This is a genomic window from Saccharibacter floricola DSM 15669 (assembly GCF_000378165.1).
In the GTDB taxonomy this organism is placed as follows: domain Bacteria; phylum Pseudomonadota; class Alphaproteobacteria; order Acetobacterales; family Acetobacteraceae; genus Saccharibacter; species Saccharibacter floricola.
In genome coordinates this window covers 98900-116531 of sequence record NZ_KB899335.1, presented here as the reverse complement: position 1 = coordinate 116531, position 17632 = coordinate 98900, and the positions used below count along the sequence as shown (strand labels likewise).

At 52.0% G+C, this 17632-nt stretch carries 16 protein-coding genes; 10 read left to right on the top strand and 6 right to left on the bottom strand.

From position 1 onward, the window contains the following. The first annotated feature begins 211 nt into the window (after positions 1–211). The 6 genes from F457_RS0103815 (at position 212) to F457_RS0103790 (ending at position 6833) form a co-directional block, all read left to right on the top strand. Positions 212–784, top strand: coding sequence for a hypothetical protein (locus F457_RS0103815; RefSeq protein WP_018979812.1), 573 nt, complete (start codon positions 212–214; stop codon positions 782–784). Between the two features lie 463 nt (positions 785–1247). Continuing rightward, positions 1248–3032 (top strand): chloride channel protein, encoded by a 1785-nt coding sequence (locus F457_RS0103810; RefSeq protein ID WP_018979811.1) that lies wholly within the window; start codon positions 1248–1250, stop codon positions 3030–3032. 87 nt (positions 3033–3119) lie between these two features. Further along, positions 3120–3587, top strand: coding sequence for a RidA family protein (locus F457_RS0103805; protein WP_018979810.1), 468 nt, complete (start codon positions 3120–3122; stop codon positions 3585–3587). A gap of 84 nt (positions 3588–3671) precedes the next feature. Next, entirely contained in the window at positions 3672–3923 is a 252-nt protein-coding gene (locus F457_RS0103800) for a DUF3297 family protein (protein ID WP_018979809.1), read from the top strand. Between the two features lie 26 nt (positions 3924–3949). After that, positions 3950–5185, top strand: a complete 1236-nt coding sequence (locus F457_RS0103795) for an NAD(P)/FAD-dependent oxidoreductase (RefSeq protein WP_018979808.1) — start codon at positions 3950–3952, stop codon at positions 5183–5185. Positions 5186–5507: 322 nt separating this feature from the next. Continuing rightward, complete coding sequence (locus F457_RS0103790; RefSeq protein ID WP_156809343.1) at positions 5508–6833, top strand: Nramp family divalent metal transporter; 1326 nt, start codon at positions 5508–5510, stop codon at positions 6831–6833. Here F457_RS0103790 and F457_RS0103785 read toward each other — a convergent pair. Next, the gene (locus F457_RS0103785; RefSeq protein WP_018979806.1) at positions 6830–7444 is read right to left on the bottom strand and encodes a hypothetical protein; all 615 of its coding nucleotides are present in this window, start codon (positions 7442–7444) and stop codon (positions 6830–6832) included. The two genes, F457_RS0103790 and F457_RS0103785, sit on opposite strands and share 4 nt — an antisense overlap. A 322-nt stretch (positions 7445–7766) precedes the next feature. Here F457_RS0103785 and F457_RS0103775 point away from each other — a divergent pair, with 322 nt between their 5' ends. Then, on the top strand, positions 7767–8267 hold the full coding sequence (locus F457_RS0103775; protein WP_018979804.1) for a hypothetical protein: 501 nt from the start codon (positions 7767–7769) through the stop codon (positions 8265–8267). A 149-nt stretch (positions 8268–8416) separates the two neighbouring features. On the opposite strand, the gene F457_RS0103770 is transcribed toward F457_RS0103775, so the two are convergent. Further along, a complete protein-coding gene (locus F457_RS0103770; protein WP_026294166.1) occupies positions 8417–11011 on the bottom strand; it encodes an MMPL family transporter in 2595 nt (864 codons plus the stop codon). A gap of 102 nt (positions 11012–11113) precedes the next feature. On the opposite strand from F457_RS0103770, the gene F457_RS0103765 reads away from it, so the two are divergent. Together F457_RS0103765 and F457_RS0103760 are read left to right on the top strand one after the other, a co-directional pair. Next, positions 11114–11716 (top strand): IMPACT family protein, encoded by a 603-nt coding sequence (locus F457_RS0103765; RefSeq protein WP_018979802.1) that lies wholly within the window; start codon positions 11114–11116, stop codon positions 11714–11716. A 203-nt stretch (positions 11717–11919) separates the two neighbouring features. Then, complete coding sequence (locus F457_RS0103760; protein WP_026294164.1) at positions 11920–12273, top strand: MmcQ/YjbR family DNA-binding protein; 354 nt, start codon at positions 11920–11922, stop codon at positions 12271–12273. A gap of 85 nt (positions 12274–12358) precedes the next feature. Here the strand turns inward: F457_RS0103760 and radA are convergent, their stop codons facing one another. The 4 genes from radA to F457_RS0103740 are packed head-to-tail and all read right to left on the bottom strand — an operon-like array spanning position 12359 to position 16609. Then, entirely contained in the window at positions 12359–13765 is a 1407-nt protein-coding gene (radA, locus tag F457_RS0103755) for a DNA repair protein RadA (protein WP_018979800.1), read from the bottom strand. 11 nt (positions 13766–13776) lie between these two features. Further along, positions 13777–14565 carry an ABC transporter ATP-binding protein gene (locus F457_RS0103750; protein ID WP_018979799.1) on the bottom strand — a complete coding sequence of 263 codons (789 nt, stop codon included), beginning with the start codon at positions 14563–14565 and terminating at the stop codon, positions 13777–13779. Between the two features lie 24 nt (positions 14566–14589). Beyond that, on the bottom strand, positions 14590–15375 hold the full coding sequence (locus tag F457_RS0103745; RefSeq protein WP_018979798.1) for an MlaE family ABC transporter permease: 786 nt from the start codon (positions 15373–15375) through the stop codon (positions 14590–14592). Between the two features lie 55 nt (positions 15376–15430). Beyond that, positions 15431–16609 carry a hypothetical protein gene (locus F457_RS0103740; RefSeq protein WP_018979797.1) on the bottom strand — a complete coding sequence of 393 codons (1179 nt, stop codon included), beginning with the start codon at positions 16607–16609 and terminating at the stop codon, positions 15431–15433. Positions 16610–16862: 253 nt separating this feature from the next. Here F457_RS0103740 and F457_RS0103735 point away from each other — a divergent pair, with 253 nt between their 5' ends. Further along, complete coding sequence (locus F457_RS0103735; protein WP_018979796.1) at positions 16863–17579, top strand: phosphoadenylyl-sulfate reductase; 717 nt, start codon at positions 16863–16865, stop codon at positions 17577–17579. The last annotated feature ends 53 nt before the right edge of the window (positions 17580–17632 follow it).

Sequence of the window (17632 nt, the reverse complement as noted above, 5' to 3'; positions counted from 1 at the left end):
GCAAGAGTTCAACATTGCTGTAGTAAAGGGTTTCATGCAGGTGTCTGACCGGGCGTGAGGGGGAATGACACGGCTTTATCGTACTTGTTTATTGTCTGACGTTGCGCTTTAGACACGCTCCATGAGCGGTCAAACGCTTGACAATGATTTTATTGTTCAGGGAAAACTAAATACATATTATTATATATCTTATGAAGAGAGATAAAATCTTATGATAGTTCTAACATTAGATTCCCCAGAGATATGGATTTTATGGGCTCTGTGTGGAGTCGTTAAAGGTGAGTTTACCGCCAATGATATTAATGCAATATGCCAAGATGTGGATCATGACGTATGTGATCAGACGATACGAGATATGGTTAAAAGAAGAATTATTTTTGAAAGTGAAGATGGAACAATTTACTTAAAAAGAAGACAAAGAAGGAGCATTTCACAGTACAAGAGAATCAATAATATTGTATTTAAAGGTCGTGCATTTGAGGATATCTTTAATATTTTCTTCATCAATAAATACGTAACACAAGAATCTTTTGATAAAGAAATAAAAAAACTTGGCTCTCTTTGCCCAGAAGGTCATCGAGAATGGTGCTGGCCAAGCGGCTACATACTTTCAGCACTGTGTGCTGTAGGGAAAATTGATGTATTTTGGAGAAAAGGAGGGTCGTATAATGAAGCCTTATACTTTCTTGCCAAAAAAGATGCTCCTTTTTTAATGAAGAATAAAAAATCTCACAGCATGCTCTGGGGTCATTTTTTGAGTTTATTACACTGTGGCCGCGGATGATATTTTTACTTGAACGAATATCAGAACATCGACATTAATTCAGAATATTGTTGGCAATCATCACAGGATTCTATGCTCTATCCTGAATAGTGTCTTCTGTAGCGGCGCTGAGGATGAGAGAGAAAGCATGATGCGGTTTTTCGTTTCTGTTTGCGATAGCTTACCATCCCTTGAGCATTGCCTATAGATTTTCAATTAGGTAGCGCTGTTACACAGGTGCCAGTCGCAGGGCGGCTTTGATTTCCGGTTCTTTTCCGGTGTGGGTAGGCTAGGATGTCCGGGTCTGCCAAGTTTTCCAGGAGCATATTAGGCCCCTTGAAATCATTCACGTGATCTATCGTCAGGTGCAGCCCGGTATTTAAGACCAATAAAGACGTCGGGATGTCTCTGTCTTAGAATAGTCTCGTTTTCTGTGTTAGGACTCTCGCCCAACCCGCGTTGGTATACAGACCGGAGGGGAGAGATGGGGCGCTTGTCTGAAGGTTGGGAACGTCGTTTTGCGTTGCATGTGCCGCCTGCTTTACGTGTTTTGGTGCGCAAAAGTGAGGTCTGGCTGACGATCCTTGCCGGATGTGTCGGGGCGCTGGGCGGTCTTTGCGTCCTGATCGTGACGAACATCACTCTTCTTGCTCATAGTGTTCTTTATGGTCTGCATAATGGCGGTCGGCTTTCGGGGTTGCCTTCTCTTCCATTATGGCGATGTGTGCTGGCTCTCGGTGGTGGTGGCCTTGTCGTGGGGCTGTTTGGTCTTTTGGTGAGCCGTTTGCTCAACCGGCGGCCTGTAGACCCGGTGGAGGCGAATGCCCTGCATGGCGGGCGTATGTCTGTGCGTGAAAGCCTGCTGTTGGTCATGCAAACTATTCTGTCCAATGGGGCAGGGGCGTCGATCGGTCTTGAAGCAGGCTATACGCAAATCTCTGCGGCTTTAGGGTCGCGTATTGGGCAGGCCTTTCGTGTGCGGCGTGAAGATTTGCGTATGCTGGTTGGTGCGGGTGCAGCAGGGGCCATTGGGGCGGCGTTTGATGCCCCCATTGCTGGGGCTTTTTACGCCTTTGAGTTGATTATTGGCACATATTCTATTGCAGCTTTGTGCCCTGTCGCGGTGGCGTCTGTGGTGGGTGTGGGGATTATTCACCTAGTCCACGGTCATCATGCGACGAATGCCCTGCATGAGAATTGGCATATGGGGTGGCATGATTGCACGGGTGTGGCGGTGCTGAGTATTGCCTGCGCCCTCAGTGCTATTGCGATGATGTATTGTGTGACGCAGACGGAGGCCTTTTTTCGTCGCTTTCCATTGCCAGCATGGGGGCGTCCTGTTTTGGGGGGCGCTCTTGTCGCGTTAATTGCCGCTCCTTATCCATCCGTGTTGTCGGCTGGCCATGCGGGGATGGGGCGTGTGCTGGCAGGGGAGGTCGTGCCTCAGGTTGCGCTCTTGCTGTTCGTGATGAAAGCATTGGCCTCATGCTTGTCGATTGGGGCGGGTTTTCGTGGAGGATTGTTTTTTGCCTCGCTTTATCTTGGGGCCCTTGCTGGGGAAGGTTATGGGGCCCTTTTAGCCCCTTACGGTTTGGCTCCGGATAGTTTGGCCATTTGCGCTGTTTTGGGGATGAGCGCGATGGCGGTGGCTATTATTGGTGGCCCCATGACGATTATCTGCATGATGCTCGAAATTACCGATAATGCGTCCATTGGGGGTGGTGTTGTGCTGGCGGCGGTTCTGTCTTTGCTGACGGTTCGGCGGCTCTTTGGGTATAATTTTGCAACATGGCGCTTCCATTTGCGTGGGGAGTCGATCCGTTCAGCCGTGGATGTGGGCTGGATGCGCTCTCTGACTGTTCAACGTCTGATGCGTGACCGTGTGCGGAGCCTCCCTGTCTCTGCAACCGTTGCACAGGCACAAGCACTTTACCCACTTGAGACGGGGCAGCGTATCATCGTGATGGATTCGGAGGGGCGGTACGAGGGTATGGTTGCGATTGCCGAGCTGCATTTAGCCCCACCTTCAGACACGCCGATTGGGCAGCTTGCCCATTTTAAAGACGCCGTTCTGCTCCCGACGATGAGCGCACGTGATGCGGTCGAAGCCTTTGCTGAAGCGGAGGCAGATGTGCTGGTGGTGGTGGAAGACCGCCAGTCACGCCAAGTAGTTGGGCAGCTTAGTGAGCAATACACCCTCCGTCGTTATACGGCCGAGCTTGAGCGCTGTCGTCGAGAGCTCGCGGGTGAGGATCATTTTTCTGTTTAAGAAGAAATTAGAATGTCAGGCTTGGCAAAGGGCGTCTGTGAAGAGCAGGGTAGGGGGACGTGATTTTGAAACAAAGGAGCCTCGTCGATGAGTGCAACGGTTGAACAACGTCTTGCTGAACTTGGCATCACTCTTCCCAAGGCAGCAGCGCCGGTAGCGAATTATCGCCCAACGATGCAGACAGGGCAGATTTTGGTTGTTTCTGGGCAGTTGCCGCTCGTGGATGGAAAGCTTCTCTATACCGGGAAATTGGGGAAAGAGCTTTCTAATGAGCAAGGGATTGAGGCTGCGCGCGCCTGTTTAGTGAATGTGGTTGCGCAGATCAAAGGGGCGCTGGACGGTGATCTCTCGCGTGTGCGTCGTGTTGTGCGGTTGGGTGGTTTTATGGCCTGCACGCCAGATTTTACAGACCATGCAGCGGTGATGAACGGGGCGTCTGATCTGTCTGTCGCTATTTTTGGTGAAGCAGGTGCGCATGCACGTTCGACTGTTGGGGTGCCAAGTTTGCCGCTTAATGCCCCTGTAGAAGTTGAAGCAATGGTTGAGGTCGCGTAACAGCATTTTGCAGGGAGGGATTATGACCATATAATGTTTGCCTGCATGAAGACATATTTAACCATTAGAGGATGACATAAAATTATGAGCGATACGGTTCCTGATCGTCTCTCGATTTACCCCGATAGCCCTTATTTTAACGAAGAGGTGCTACGTCGCGGGATTGGTGTGCGCTTCAAAGGAGAAGAGCGCACCAATGTTGAGGAATACTGCCTCAGTGAAGGGTGGATTCGTGTGGCCGTAGGGCGTACGTTGGACCGTAAAGGACGCCCTATGACTCTGAAACTTTCAGGGCCGGTCGAAGTCTGGTTTAAGGAAGAAGAAGCTGCTTCCTAAATAAAGACATATGAGGAGAAGCCGGTATGGTAGAGACACATTCCGTAGAACGTTTTACGGTTGTGATTGTTGGTGGTGGTGCAGGAGGGATCTCCGTTGCCGCCCGATTGCGACGTCGAGACCCGCATATTACCATTGCGGTGATTGATCCGTCAGCAACGCATGCCTATCAGCCGGGTTGGACTCTTGTCGGGGCGGGTGTGATGACATCCGCCCAGACGTTGCGGCAAGAAGGCGGGCTGATCCCCAAAGATGTGACATGGTTGCGTGAGGCTGTTCAGTCCTTCCAACCAGATGAGCAGTCTGTCACGCTGGAGAATGACCAAGTCGTTGAGTATCAACGTTTGATTGTCTGCCCAGGTATCCAGCTTGATTGGGACAGCGTAAAAGGCCTGAAAGAGACATTAGGCCGCCATGGTGTCACATCGAACTATGACCGCGATAGTGCTGCCTATACATGGGAGTGCGTACGGCATTTAGGCCAAGGAAAGGCGATCTTCACGCAACCATCGATGCCGATTAAATGTGCGGGTGCACCACAAAAGGCTGTTTATCTATCATCAGATTATTGGCGGCGTGAGGGAGTGCTCCATCATATTAATGTGCAGTTTTGCCTAGCGGGTGGGGCGTTATTTGGCGTTCCTTATTTTGTGCCGTCTCTCCAAAAAACGATGGATTATTACGGGGTAGATATCCATTATAAGGAAAATCTTATCGCCGTTGATGGAGAGAAGAAGGAAGCGACGTTCCAGAAAGTAGGCACTGATGAAACGGTGGTGCGGTCTTTTGACATGTTACATGTCGTTCCACCACAAAGTGCGCCAGCTTTCGTTAAAAATAGTCCATTAGCGAATGACAATGGCTGGTTGGATGTCGATCCTCATACATTGCAGCATAAACGTTATGCGACGGTTTTTGGTCTTGGTGATGTGTTGGGGACGAGTAACGCAAAAACGGCCGCGGCAGCGCGCGATCAGGCTCCGATTGTGGCGGGGAATGTGCTGAATTCTCTTTCCGGTAGTCCGTTAACAGAACAGTATGATGGATATGGGGCGTGCCCTTTGACCGTGTCCTACGGGCGTGTTGTGCTGGCAGAGTTCCTTTATGGCGGGAAGGTTGCCCCGACATTCCCATATGATCAGCGTAAACCAAGCCGTTTTGCGTGGCTGCTAAAAACGCAGATTTTCCCACGCTTATACTGGAATGGTATGCTTCGTGGAGTGGATCCACGCGTGACCCATAAAGTGTTAAAAGACACGTAATGGGGGCTGGTTCTTCCCTCTTGTTTCATACAGGGGGAGGCGCTCAGTAAGTAGGGCGGTGACGTGTGGTAAGAGAGTTCTTTTCTGTTTAGCACGTCACATGTCGCTACCATCATAAAGAGTAAAAAAGGGTGGAGTAGGCTGTCGTCATCAAAGGTGAGACGTGGCCTCTTCACTCTTTTGTTCTTATGAAGAGTGTTTTCCTAAAGAGCGGGATGAAGGGGCACTTGCCTCAGGTTTGCTGGCGCTTAAGCGTTTATTGTCGTCTATAGGCAATAACTTCTTGGGCAATAAAAAGAATTACGCCTATAGTCGTCAATCTATGAAGCAAAATCCGCCATCGTTTCTTGACGCTCAGCCGTCTTCTTCCATGCATCCGGCAGGATTAGTGTCTGTGCCGGGGCGAGCCGCTTTTTGGCTGCGGCGTTTTCTGGCCTTTGTTGGGCCGGGTTATATGGTAGCGGTAGGGTATATGGACCCCGGTAATTGGGCGACAGACCTTCAAGGTGGGTCTGAGTTCGGTTATACGTTGCTCTTTGCTATTTTGCTGTCCAATATTATGGCCGTTATTTTGCAGGCACTGTCCGCGCGGCTGGGTGTCGTGACGGATCATGACTTGGCTCAAGCATGCCGGGCTTGGTTGCCGGGATGGATGCGCCTTCCCTTGTGGTTGACCTGTGAAGTTGCGATTATTGCTTGTGATCTCGCCGAGGTTATAGGCACGGCCGTGGCTTTGCAGCTTCTATTTGGCTTCCCCATTTTGGTAGGGACGGCGATCTCCGTTCTTGATGTGTTTTTAGTGCTGCTTCTTATGCGGCATGGCTTCCGATGGTTGGAAGCATTTGTGATGACCCTTCTGGGGATCATTGCCGTGTGCTTTGGGATACAGATGGTCGCCTCATCACCAGATATAGGCGAAGTTTTTCGAGGTTTTCTGCCCTCTTCCACGCTTCTGACGCAGCCTGATATGTTGTATATCGCCATCGGCATCGTGGGTGCGACGGTGATGCCGCATAATTTATATTTGCATTCTTCTCTCGTGCAGAGCCGTAATTATGATCGTACGCTTGAGGGGCGGAAAGACGCGTTACGCTGGGCAACATGGGATAGCACAATTGCGCTCACCTTAGCCTTGTTTGTGAATGCGGCTATCCTCATTGTTGCGGCGGCGGCCTTTTACCGAACGGGACATCATGACGTTGCGGAGATTAGCGATGCATGGCGGCTTCTTTCCCCTATTTTAGGCTTTGGTCTGGCCTCTACTCTTTTTGCGGTGGCACTGCTGGCAGCTGGTACGAATTCGACGGTGACGGGTACGCTAGCCGGACAAATTGTGATGGAAGGCTTTTTAAATCTGCGCCTTCCCTATTGGGCACGGCGTATGGTGACGCGTGGCCTTGCCGTGTTGCCTGTGGTGGTGATTGTCGGGCTTTATGGACAGGGTAAGGTCGGGGCTTTGCTGGTCTTCAGTCAGATTGTCCTTTCCATGCAGCTGCCTTTTGCGGTGATTCCGTTGGTCTATTTTGTGTCTCATAAACGTATCATGGGGGCGTTCCGTCTCTCACGCCCTCTTATGGTTGTGTCGTGGGTGATTGTTGGCATTGTCGTGGTGCTCAACGGAAAGCTTCTGTGGGACGCTGTTTTTTAAGACGGGGCGTCCGCTTGATCATGACGAAATTCTTTCCCTAACAGGGTGAGGCCTAGATTATTGATAGGCTGATGATGGCGTGTATCCGTTGCGCTGAGAATATCGCGGTACGTAAAAGTATCGGTGTCATTCTCAGTTTCGTTGAAGGCATGAATTTCAGTGATAATTAGGTTATTTTCACGCACGATATAGATGATTTCAATAGGGTGGATCACAAAGGTGATCCGCCTAGTCGGGGTGTCATCGTCTTTGTAGGTGATCGCTAGGCGGCTTGGTTGTGCATGCGTTTCATATAATTTTTCTGGTTCGGGCAGAAAAAGGCTTGGTGGTTGGATAACGAGACCGTTTTCTAGAATAACCTTATTGTCATTGGATTCTTTGGCCAAGTTTAACGTGCCATTTTGAAGAGGGATGGTTGGGGAAGAAAGGGCGTCTTGTTGCGTTTTCTTTTTCTTCTTATGAGCTGCGAGTATGACGCAAAGCAGAACCAAGACGAATGAAATAGCTGCAGCATAGAAGAGATTGCTGGGAAATGGGATTAGGCCAGTGAGGGTATAAAGAAGTGATATAAGACAGGTGACGATACCCCAGACCATGATCCATTTTGTCATTCCTTGGCCCCTTCCATTATTCCCGCGTGCATCTGTGACCCTTCTTGGCGGAGATAGGGTAAAAACGCATCCTTTTTCTGTATTATTGGGGCATTTTGAAGATCATCATGATGGTTCAAAGAAGCGGTGAGGTGATGCCTTGAAGAGCGGCTTTGCCTTGGCTGTTTGGTTGTCCTCATGGAGACTATATTTGGGCCAGACGTTTGTTCCGCCTTGTTTTCCTTCACACATTTCTCCCTGATGATGGGAGGAAAATCTTATTGTTGACAAGATACATCTCTATCCCACGCACAGGTATTTTTAGACGTCAGGAAGGACGACAATGTTTTTGGATGCATTCCAGAACGATGATATTCATACAATGAGAGAAAAGTTATTTGCTCGTTTTTATACGGCTGGTGGAGACGGTCATGTCCCTAACATGTGGCAAGAACATGCCATGAGGTTTTTGGAAGCTCTTTTCATGCCTTTATCGTATTTGGTGGAATTTGGCATTTTATCTCCCAAATTTGCAACGCTTCATGATTATCTTGAGCTCCCTCATATAGAAAATCTTGCATGGTCTGGCGTGGTTTCAGGAGGGGTGACGGCCTCTGTTGATCTCAAAGAGGGAGATGCTAGGTGCCAGCGTCTTTATCGTGCGGTGATCGAGAAATGTAGGTCTTTAAGGCGCTATCTTGAGCGTCTTTCAGGCCGTTGGACGGCTGGAGCAGAAGAAAGCTTTCTTCAAAGGGAAAGAGATGTGGAAGACCGTCTTCGTATGCTGAAACATCACCGTTATATTACCGAAGAGATCAGGATGGAAATGGCTCAACTGCTCTGAAGGAACGCACCTCATACAGGTGCTCCCACGCGTTGAGCGACGTTTAGCTGGTAGCTGGAAGAGCTTGGGAAAAGGTATCTGCCTAGCTGAACGGTTTATCAGCAGAACGAGATCGTAAATGAGCGGGCTTGTTGCCCGCTCATGAGGGGTTACTCGCTGTCTTGCTGTGGTGTTTTTGGCAGCAAAACCGGGATGAAGAACAACGAGCATAGCAATGTGCAGCCGAGTGATAACAGGAGAAGCCGCCCCATGCTGGCTGTTCCCGGATGGGCTGACAGAGCAAGAGACCCAAAGGCGGAGCCTGTTGTCAGAGCTGAAAAGAGCACGGCTCGTGCGGTTGGGGAGGTCAATGGATGGCAGATCCCTGCACGCCAATTCATGACAAAATAAATATTAAACGACACGCCGACGCCAAGGAGGAGCGGCAGAGCGATAATATTCGCGTAATTAAGCGGTTCTGGTATCGCCACAATTAAGATGACGGTGAGTAAGGACGAAAGAATTAAGGGGATGAGGACAAGGAGACTATCGACCAACCGGCGGAGTGTTACCAACAAGATAAGTGCAATGCCGATGATGGCGCATAAGGCTGCAATCAGGAAGGCATGCGTAATGGTGTGCGCACTCTCCGTAATCTCCAAAGCAGGGCCCGCAATGGTCGGGTTTACGGTGCGAAGCTCTGTAATAAAGCGATGGAGTGTTTCGGGGTTAGACATTTGCCCTTTTGGGTGGATGACCAAGCGATAATGCCCATCAGGGGAGAGATAATTGGCGCGAATATCGTCAGGAATATCTTTCAGCCCAACGGGTGATGGGGTCAGCACTGTGCGAAGCTGTGAAAGCTCGTCTGGCAGAAAGCGTGTTAAGGAGGCATTTGCCGCCATAACCGTTGCATCTGGTGCTTGTGAGAGGCGGTCAAGAGCTTCGCGCAACGTGCGCAATGATGGGGTAAGCGCTTTGTCGCCTAGGGCACTTAAGCGCTGGCTTGTTGCATGTGCGGCATCACGAAGTTCTTGCGCAGAAGGTGGGGCAGCAGGATGGGGAACGGTGAGGGTGGGGAGCAAAATATCAGCCGCATCATGCAAAAGCTGAAACTTCGTGTTCTGGTCTTCAGGAACGAGCGCACCAAGCCATAGGACATCATGCACACTTGGAAGGGCACTAAAGGCTTTCGCTTGTTTCTCAGCTGTTTCTTTGTCTGCTACCAATACCTGTGCATTATAAGGGGTGGTGAGAGGATTAGCCTCTAACAGCGTGAGCGCCTTCATCCCTTCTGTGTTGGGGTTTTTGGTATGCAGCGGGTCTGAGTCGAACGACAAGAAAGGCGTGAGGCTTAAGCCTGCGAGGCCCAAAAGTGCAAAGACGCCTAACAATGGGCGACGATGCCGCCGTAAGAACAGATCAACGGGCAGCAGACGGGATGTAGCACGTTTACGGGCAACAGGTTGCGCACCAAATAAGGTCAGGAGCGCAGGTAACAGGCTCAACGTGCAGAAGAAGGCGATGATCATCCCAGCCCCGGCAATAAGGCCAAGCTGTGCGACGCCAACAAAGCTGGTGGGGGTGAAGCCCATAAAGCCCGTAGCGGTGGCGAGTGCTGCGATAAATATCTGCCCACCACTTTCTTTCCCGGTTCGCTCAATGGCGTCATGAGCAGAAAGAGGGCGACCATTGTGGTTTTCTTGGCTGCGGAAACGGACGCCATATTGAATGGCAAAGTCTACCGCAATCCCGACAAAGAGAATGGCAAACGCGACGGAAATCAGATTAAGCGTACCGACCGCAAGGGCTGCGAAGCCCGTGGTGAGGAGTAACCCTGAGATAAGGGTCAGCAAGATCGGCACAATCATCCGCCAAGAGCGCACAGCGAGAACGAGCCAAAGGGTGACGAGAGCGAGCGAGAGGATGAGCCCTAAAACCATGCCGCTCGCAACGGTTGAGAACTCCTCATCATTCAGTTTGGCTTCCCCTGTAATCAGGGCAGAAGCGCGTTTTGCTTTCACCGTGGGAAGCTGGTTAAAAGCGGCGCGCATGGCCTCTGTAGAAGCGGAAGAGGGCTCAAACGAGGAGAAGTCAACACGCGGTTTCGTGACGACAAACTGATAATGCCCGCCCATTTCTTGCAGCTTACCGGCCAGCATGGTTTGCCATGAGAGCGGTTGTGCGTCCCCGCGTGAGGCTCGGTCTAACGTGGTGGCCATGGTGCCAAGAGCGCTTGCAAAGCTTGAGGGCAGCTCTTGGCCATGTTGAAGGCCCATAGCCATGAGCCCGAACGTACTAAAGAGGCCACGAGCCGAAGGATCAGCCGCTAAGGAGCCGAGAAATGGCTGTGCGGCAATGGTGGAATCCAACACAGGCTCAAGCGTGTCTGCGTCTAAAAAGAGGAGACCATTGCGTGTGTAATAGGGGTTTGCGTCTGGTTCGCTTACAGAGACAAAATGTGCTTTATCGGCCTGTAGAGAGAGGGCGAGCTGATGGGCCGTCTCACGTCCTTCCTCTGGGGTGGCGGCATCAATAATGGCGACTAAGGTGCCCTTTTCCCCCGGGAATTGGTGCTCAAGGGCTGTGTTGCGCTGCTTCCAAGGCAGTGAATCAGCAAAAAGCTTGTCTGTCTCGGTGGTGATACCGAGCTGGTTCATACTGAGCCATCCTGCTCCTGTGCAGAGGAGGACGAACAGAACCACGACGAGGAAAGCGTGGCGGGCGCAGAAGGCATTGAGCCTGTTTGTCAGATCCGAGAGCATAAGTATGACCCATACTCTTCTAGGATGTTTTTTTCTATCCCTGTTTTGATGACGAGTGTTGTTTACTGAGAGCTGACAGAATCCTTTTTTTTCGGCACAATAATGGCCATGACTTGGACACTCGATGGTATTGCAGAACATGAAAGCGTTATCCGCCACAGCGTCTTTCGCACGCGGGCGGCGCCAGTGGCTGATGAAGCCGGAGCGTTTGCTTTCCTCAGTGAGGTTGCCGTGCCGGATGCAACGCATAATTGCTGGGCGTTTAAAGCTGGTGGGCGCTTCCGTGCGAGTGATGATGGGGAGCCATCTGGCACGGCGGGGCGGCCCATTTTATCGGCCATTGAGGGGCAGGATTTTGACGGCGTGATGGTGGTCGTTACCCGTTGGTTTGGCGGTGTGAAGCTCGGAGCGGGTGGGCTTGTCCGTGCCTATGGCGGCGCTGCAGCGGCGTGCTTGCGGGAGGCGAGTAAGAGCGAACATATTGAACGCACACGGCTTGGTTTTCATTGCCCGTTTCATATTTACAGTGAGGTAGAAGCCAAACTTCCCGGTTGGCAGGTGGAAACGCTTTCCTGTGAGTTTGACGCAGAAGGGGCGGAGATGGTGCTGGCTGTCCCTGTTGCTGAGTGCGAGGCCGTCACGACGTGGTTGCGTGACCTTACGCGTGGACAAAAACCCATCCGTGCTTTGGACGATCCAGCGTAGCGTCTTATGCGATGTGGATAGAGAATTGAGGCGCAGGCTACTGTGTGATTGTGGGGTGAGCTTTTTAAAAGATGGTATTTGCCGTGTAGTGGTTGTCGATAAGGGGGCTGAAGGAGTACGCTTCTGGGGCAGAGCCTTAGAAATAGCGCTCAGTATGTTGAAGATTGTATAAAGGTCGAATGAGTGTCCCTAGGAGAGATACGATGAAAAGAGAAACGTTATTTAACGACGTTCAAGAACAATTTCACGCAACACCGGAATATTTGTGGAGTAATTTCCCTCGTTACGCCGTATTTCGACACCATGAGAGTGCAAAATGGTTCGGTATCGTTATGGATATTCCCGGAGAAAAAATTGGATTGAAAACGAATGAGAAAGTTGATGTTCTTGATGTTAAGGTTAAACCAGAACATGTCGAGGCCTTACGTAAGCAAGATGGTATTTTCTCTGCCTATCATATGAACAAAAAACACTGGGTTAGCATCCTTCTGTCTGGACCGTTACCCATAAAGACCATACAGGAATTGCTGGCTGAGAGTTATAAACTGACATCTTAATCATCTTTGGAGGAAGCCGAGTGGGCATTCATTCGAGCTCAATATATGTGCCGTTATAGTGGGGCTGTTCGCACGTTATGAGCGTCTAGTCCTTATCCTCCTTCGTAGCGAAACGTTCGACGAGATCACTGAGATGGCCCGTTTCTTGTAAGGCGAGTCCTTTGGGAGGCTTGGGCCGGGCATTGGCATTGCCGACATGGCGCGGCACGACGGCTTGTTGAAAGCCCAGCTTGCCAATCTCTTTAAGGCGGAGTTCGGCTTGGGGCACTTGCCGCACTTCACCAGAGAGGCCAATTTCCCCAAAATAGGCAGAGTTCGCCGCGGTTGGTTGCCCTGTTGCGGCGGAGATGAGGGCGGCGGCGACGGCAAGGTCTGCTGCCGGTTCAGAGATCTTGAGCCCCCCCGTGACGTTCAGATGCACATCCATAGAGCCGAGCTTAAGCCCGCATCGTGCTTCTAACACGGCCAAGATCATGCTGAGACGTGAACTATCCCACCCTAAGACGGCACGGCGAGCGGCGCCATCGCCTGCTTTAGCAGAGAGCAGCACTTGGACTTCCAGCAAGACGGGTCTTGTGCCCTCAAGGCCCGCAAAAACGGCGGAGCCTGCAATATTGCCGCGTCGTTCTGCCAAGAAGAGGGCCGAAGGGTTGGGCACTTCACGCAGACCCGTATCGGTCATAGCAAACACGCCGATTTCATCGGTTGCGCCAAAGCGGTTCTTGGCTCCACGGAGGATACGGAACTGATGGCCGCGATCGCCTTCAAAATAGAGCACGGCATCCACCATATGCTCTAACACGCGTGGGCCTGCTAATGCGCCTTCTTTGGTCACATGGCCAATCAGCACGAGTGAGAAGCCCACTGTCTTGGCCAAGCGGATCAGCTCAAAAGCGCAATGGCGTACTTGCGAGACAGAACCGGGGGCGCTGGCGACATCTTCAAGCCACATAGTTTGGATTGAATCGATCACCACGACTTTATGAACGCGCCGTTCTTCCAACGTGGCCGCAATATCAGCCACATTGATGGATGCTGCGAGGTCGAGACTATCAAGAGCGTGCGGGTTATGGTCAAGCTCAAGGCGTTGGGCCCGCAGGCGGATTTGGTCAATTGCTTCCTCTCCCGATACGTAGAGTACAGGGTGCTGCGAGCGCGCTAAAGCACAGGTCATTTGCAGCATGAGGGTGGATTTCCCAATCCCTGGGTCGCCGCCAACCAGCACGGCAGAACCGGGGACAATGCCACCGCCAAGAACGCGGTTGAGCTCAGTAATGCTGGTATCAATCCGCTCTGGTGGTTGGACGGTTCCGTCCAGCCGCGTTGTTACGAGACGCCCTGCTTTTTTGGGTGAGGTGCGGTTAGGTGTGGCGCTGACGGTCTCCTCTTCCAGCGTGTTCCACTCCCCACATTGCTCACAACGTCCGGCCCATTTGGTGGTACGGGCGTGGCAGGATTGGCAGATGAACGTAGTTGCAGGTTTTTTGGCCATCGCTTTAACCCTTAAAGGGGATGTTCAGTCTTGATGGGCCCTTCACGCCGCCCATGGGTGAATTGGTCAACAATCGGGTTGCCTGAGTGCATGAGCTCAGAGGCTTGGCCCTGCCAAATAAGCTTGCCCTGATAGAGCATGGCGGCTCGATTGCCGATCCGCTGGGCGGAGGCCATATCATGGGTAATGGCAATGGCTGTAGACCCAAGATGGCTGACACAGTCTGCGATAAGCCCATCAATCACCGCCCCCATGATGGGATCCAGTCCGGTGGTAGGCTCGTCGAAAAAGAGAATATTGGGATGCCCAGCAATAGCGCGAGCGAGGCCAACGCGTTTTTGCATGCCACCGGAAAGCTCCGATGGGCTGAGAGTGCCGACGGCTTCATCAAGCCCAACTTGAGAGAGGAGTGTGAGGGCTTCAGGCTGCATTTCGGAACGTAGGAGAGGCTTGGATTGAGCGCGGCGTTTAGCACGCAGGCCGAACATCACATTATCAAGCACACTCATACTGTCGAACAGGGCTGCATTTTGGAACAACATTCCGATATTTTGACGGATCTGATGCTGATGATGTGGCTTGGCACGCAAGACATCGACGCCATCAATCTCGATTGTGCCGGCATCAGGCTCAATGAGGCCGAGAATGCACCGTAGGAGGACGGACTTTCCCGTGCCAGAGCCCCCAATGATGACCATGGATGTGCCTGTTTCGACGTCCAGATCAACCCCATCAAGGACAACTTTAGAGCCAAAAGATTTTTTAAGGCCACGAATACGGATGCGGGGCTGTTGGGTCATAAAAGCGCTCAGAGACAGGGGGGATTAGGAGGTAAAGAAAAGATCAGTGAGGAGATAATCAAAGGTCAGAAGAAGGATGGAAGCGGTCACCACAGTGGCTGTTGCCGCAGCGCCGACACCTTCAGCCCCACCTTTACTGTGGTAGCCATGGTAGCAGCCTAGCAGAGCAATGAGAAAGCCAAAGACAGCCGCTTTAATAAGCCCAACGCTCACATCCATCGCATTAAGAGAAGCCAGCGTGCTGTTCATATAGCTTTCTGGTGTAAAGCCAAGCTTCCCGACCGCAACGGTAAAGCCGCCAAAAACACCGAGAATATCCGCGATGAGCACCAAGAAAGGCAGCGCAACAATCGCTGCAAGAAGGCGTGGTGTGACCAAATATTTCATCGGGTCGGTGGATAGAGTGCGCAGCGCATCAATCTGGTCTGTCACCCGCATCGTGCCAATTTGGGCCGATAACGCTGCTCCAACGCGGCCGGCGACCATGAGGCCGGCTAAAACGGGGCCAAGCTCTCGCGTGATGGAAAGAACCACAATATTCGCTATGGCGTTTTCTGCGTGATAATGGCGAAAACCACTATAAGATTGCAGCGCAATAACCCCCCCGGAGAAGATCGCTGTTAAAGCGACAACAGGGAGTGAGAGAAACCCAATTTCGACCAATGTCCGCCCAAAGATAGCAGCGTAAAAAGGTGGGCGGACAATTCCAGAGAGCCCTTTCAGGCCGAAAAGCGCGATGCTGCCGACCCGCTGTAGGATGGAAAGAGTGCTGCGTCCAAGATGGACGAAGGGAGATAGAAAGATGTTCACACGCTAGCCCTCTCTTACGGTTTGTTACGCGTGGTCGCCATGTAAGAGAGCTGCCTCATGGCGTTATATGCGGGTGGGGAGTGGCAGACGAGCCCTTATGTTCTGTGGAGAGAGAAGGGGCCGTCTGCGTCGTTGGGGATGAAGGTGCATTAGAGAGTGGTGGTGTATTGCTCAACCCCTGAGCGGCTCCGTCAGTCTGGGAGACAGGAGGGGCAGAGGACGGTGTTTTCTGAGGGGGCGCCGGTGATGGCGTAGCCGCCGGCGGTGTCGGAACTGTTGGTGATGAATGAGAAGGCGGCACCGGGTGCAGATGGGGAGCCTCTTGTGTAGAAACATGCGGGCTAGGGATGGGTTGAGCTGTGCCTAACCCCTGAGCCGAACCATCTGGTTTATTGGGTGCAGGCGCAGCGGGGCTCGCTGGGGGCGGTGCGGCGGCTGCGGCTTGTTCAGCTTCTGTTGTTTGGTGGATATGACCATTTCCCGATTGATTGAGGCTATCGGTAATATGACCAAGTGTGAGGGAAGCATTGTCGCGTGTGGAGGTGTTCGCAGTGCCAAGCTGGGCCATGATAGAGGCGTTCGACTGGTCTGCCATCATAAGAGACAATGTGTCGATTTGCCCTTGTGTAATAGAGAGCTGGCTTGATCCACTCATTTGTGCCGATAAAGCGGTGAGGAAGGCTTGATCAACATGCAAGCGGGCTTGTTCTGCGATGAGAATTTCAGCAGCGCGGTCTAGCTGATGAATATGCACAGATGATGTGCCACGAAGAGAGAGGTCAAGCGATTGCACATGGTCTATCTCTAAAGAAGCATCTGTGAGGTTGCTTTCTAACGTGGAGAGTGTCCCCGCGATAGTAATCGTCGCAAGGGGGCTGTCATGTAGGGTGAGCGTGGTGCCTGGAGCCAGACGTAGGAAGAGCGGGAGATGTTGCCGGCAGCTTGGCAAAGCGACATGCACGCTCTGTTCGGCACCGTCTTTTGTTGTATGGACGACTGTTGCTCTGTTAGTTGCCTCGTCGAGAGAAAGTCCTGTTTTCAGTGCGGGATCCACTTTTAAATGAACAGAGGCACAGGGGGCACTGAGGTCAAGTTCGTCGCCAGAAAAGACGGAGGAGCGCGTGGCAGGCGCTGCGTGAACCTGAGGGGCACCCACCGTGAGTGCGCTCAGTAAGCTGAGAGCGAATATATGCCCATGAAGAGGGAGGGCGGACAGGATAGGACGCTTCTTCACGCATGAACTCCCAATGTTGGACGCTTGAGAATAATACGCGCTAGGGGCGCTATACTCTCTGCGGTCACAATTCCCGAAATGACAAGACAGTATAGGGGCTCTTGTTCTGTGATGATAGGCCCATCTTGAGGAGACGGGGAAGGAAAGGATGAAAAATAGACGATAATAGATCGTTGTTTTGTAAAAGGACATTGATAAATAGAGAATAAGGGTCTAGTCCTAAGGAAGCGTAGAAGCGAAAGGACAGGAGTCTATGGCGCTCTCAACACAGGAGTTAGCCGCTCTTAGAGAGGTAGAAGCAACCGGTAATGCCGCACAAACAACACAGCATGTGTTGCGTTATGTGGCGGATACATTGCGAGGACGTGTGGCTGTCGTATCGTCTTTTGGGGCGGAGTCTGCCGTTTTATTAGCGCAGGTTGCTCAGTATGATTCGACAATCCCTGTCTTCTTCCTCGACACGTTACGTCATTTTCCCGAGACATTGGCTTATCGTGAGACATTGACCCAGGCGCTGGGCTTGCGTGATGTCCGCGTCTTATCACCTCAGCGGCCAGCGTTAGAGGCGCGTGATCCCCATGATCAGCTCGCTGATTTTGACCCCGATGCGTGTTGCGCGCTGCGCAAGGTAGAACCCTTGGATGTCGTGCTGCCAGAGTTTGATGTGTGGATCACTGGGCGGAAGCGTAACCAAGCATCAACGCGCACCGCTCTGCCCGTGGTGGAACCGCAGGACGATGGCGGCGTAAAGCTCAACCCATTGGCGGGATGGGGCCGACAAGAGGTTCTCGCTTTTATGGAGTCTCATCATCTTCCTGCGCACCCCCTTGTTGCACAAGGCTACCCTTCTATTGGCTGTGCGCCATGCACGAGGGCGGTAGGAGCAGGCGAAGACAGCCGTTCTGGACGTTGGGCCGGGCAGGCGAAGACTGAATGTGGTATTCATCGCCCCGTTTCTTCTCCCTCATAAAATACGTATCGCCGGACAGGATTTTACGAAAGGCATAAGCATGACGACCCTTG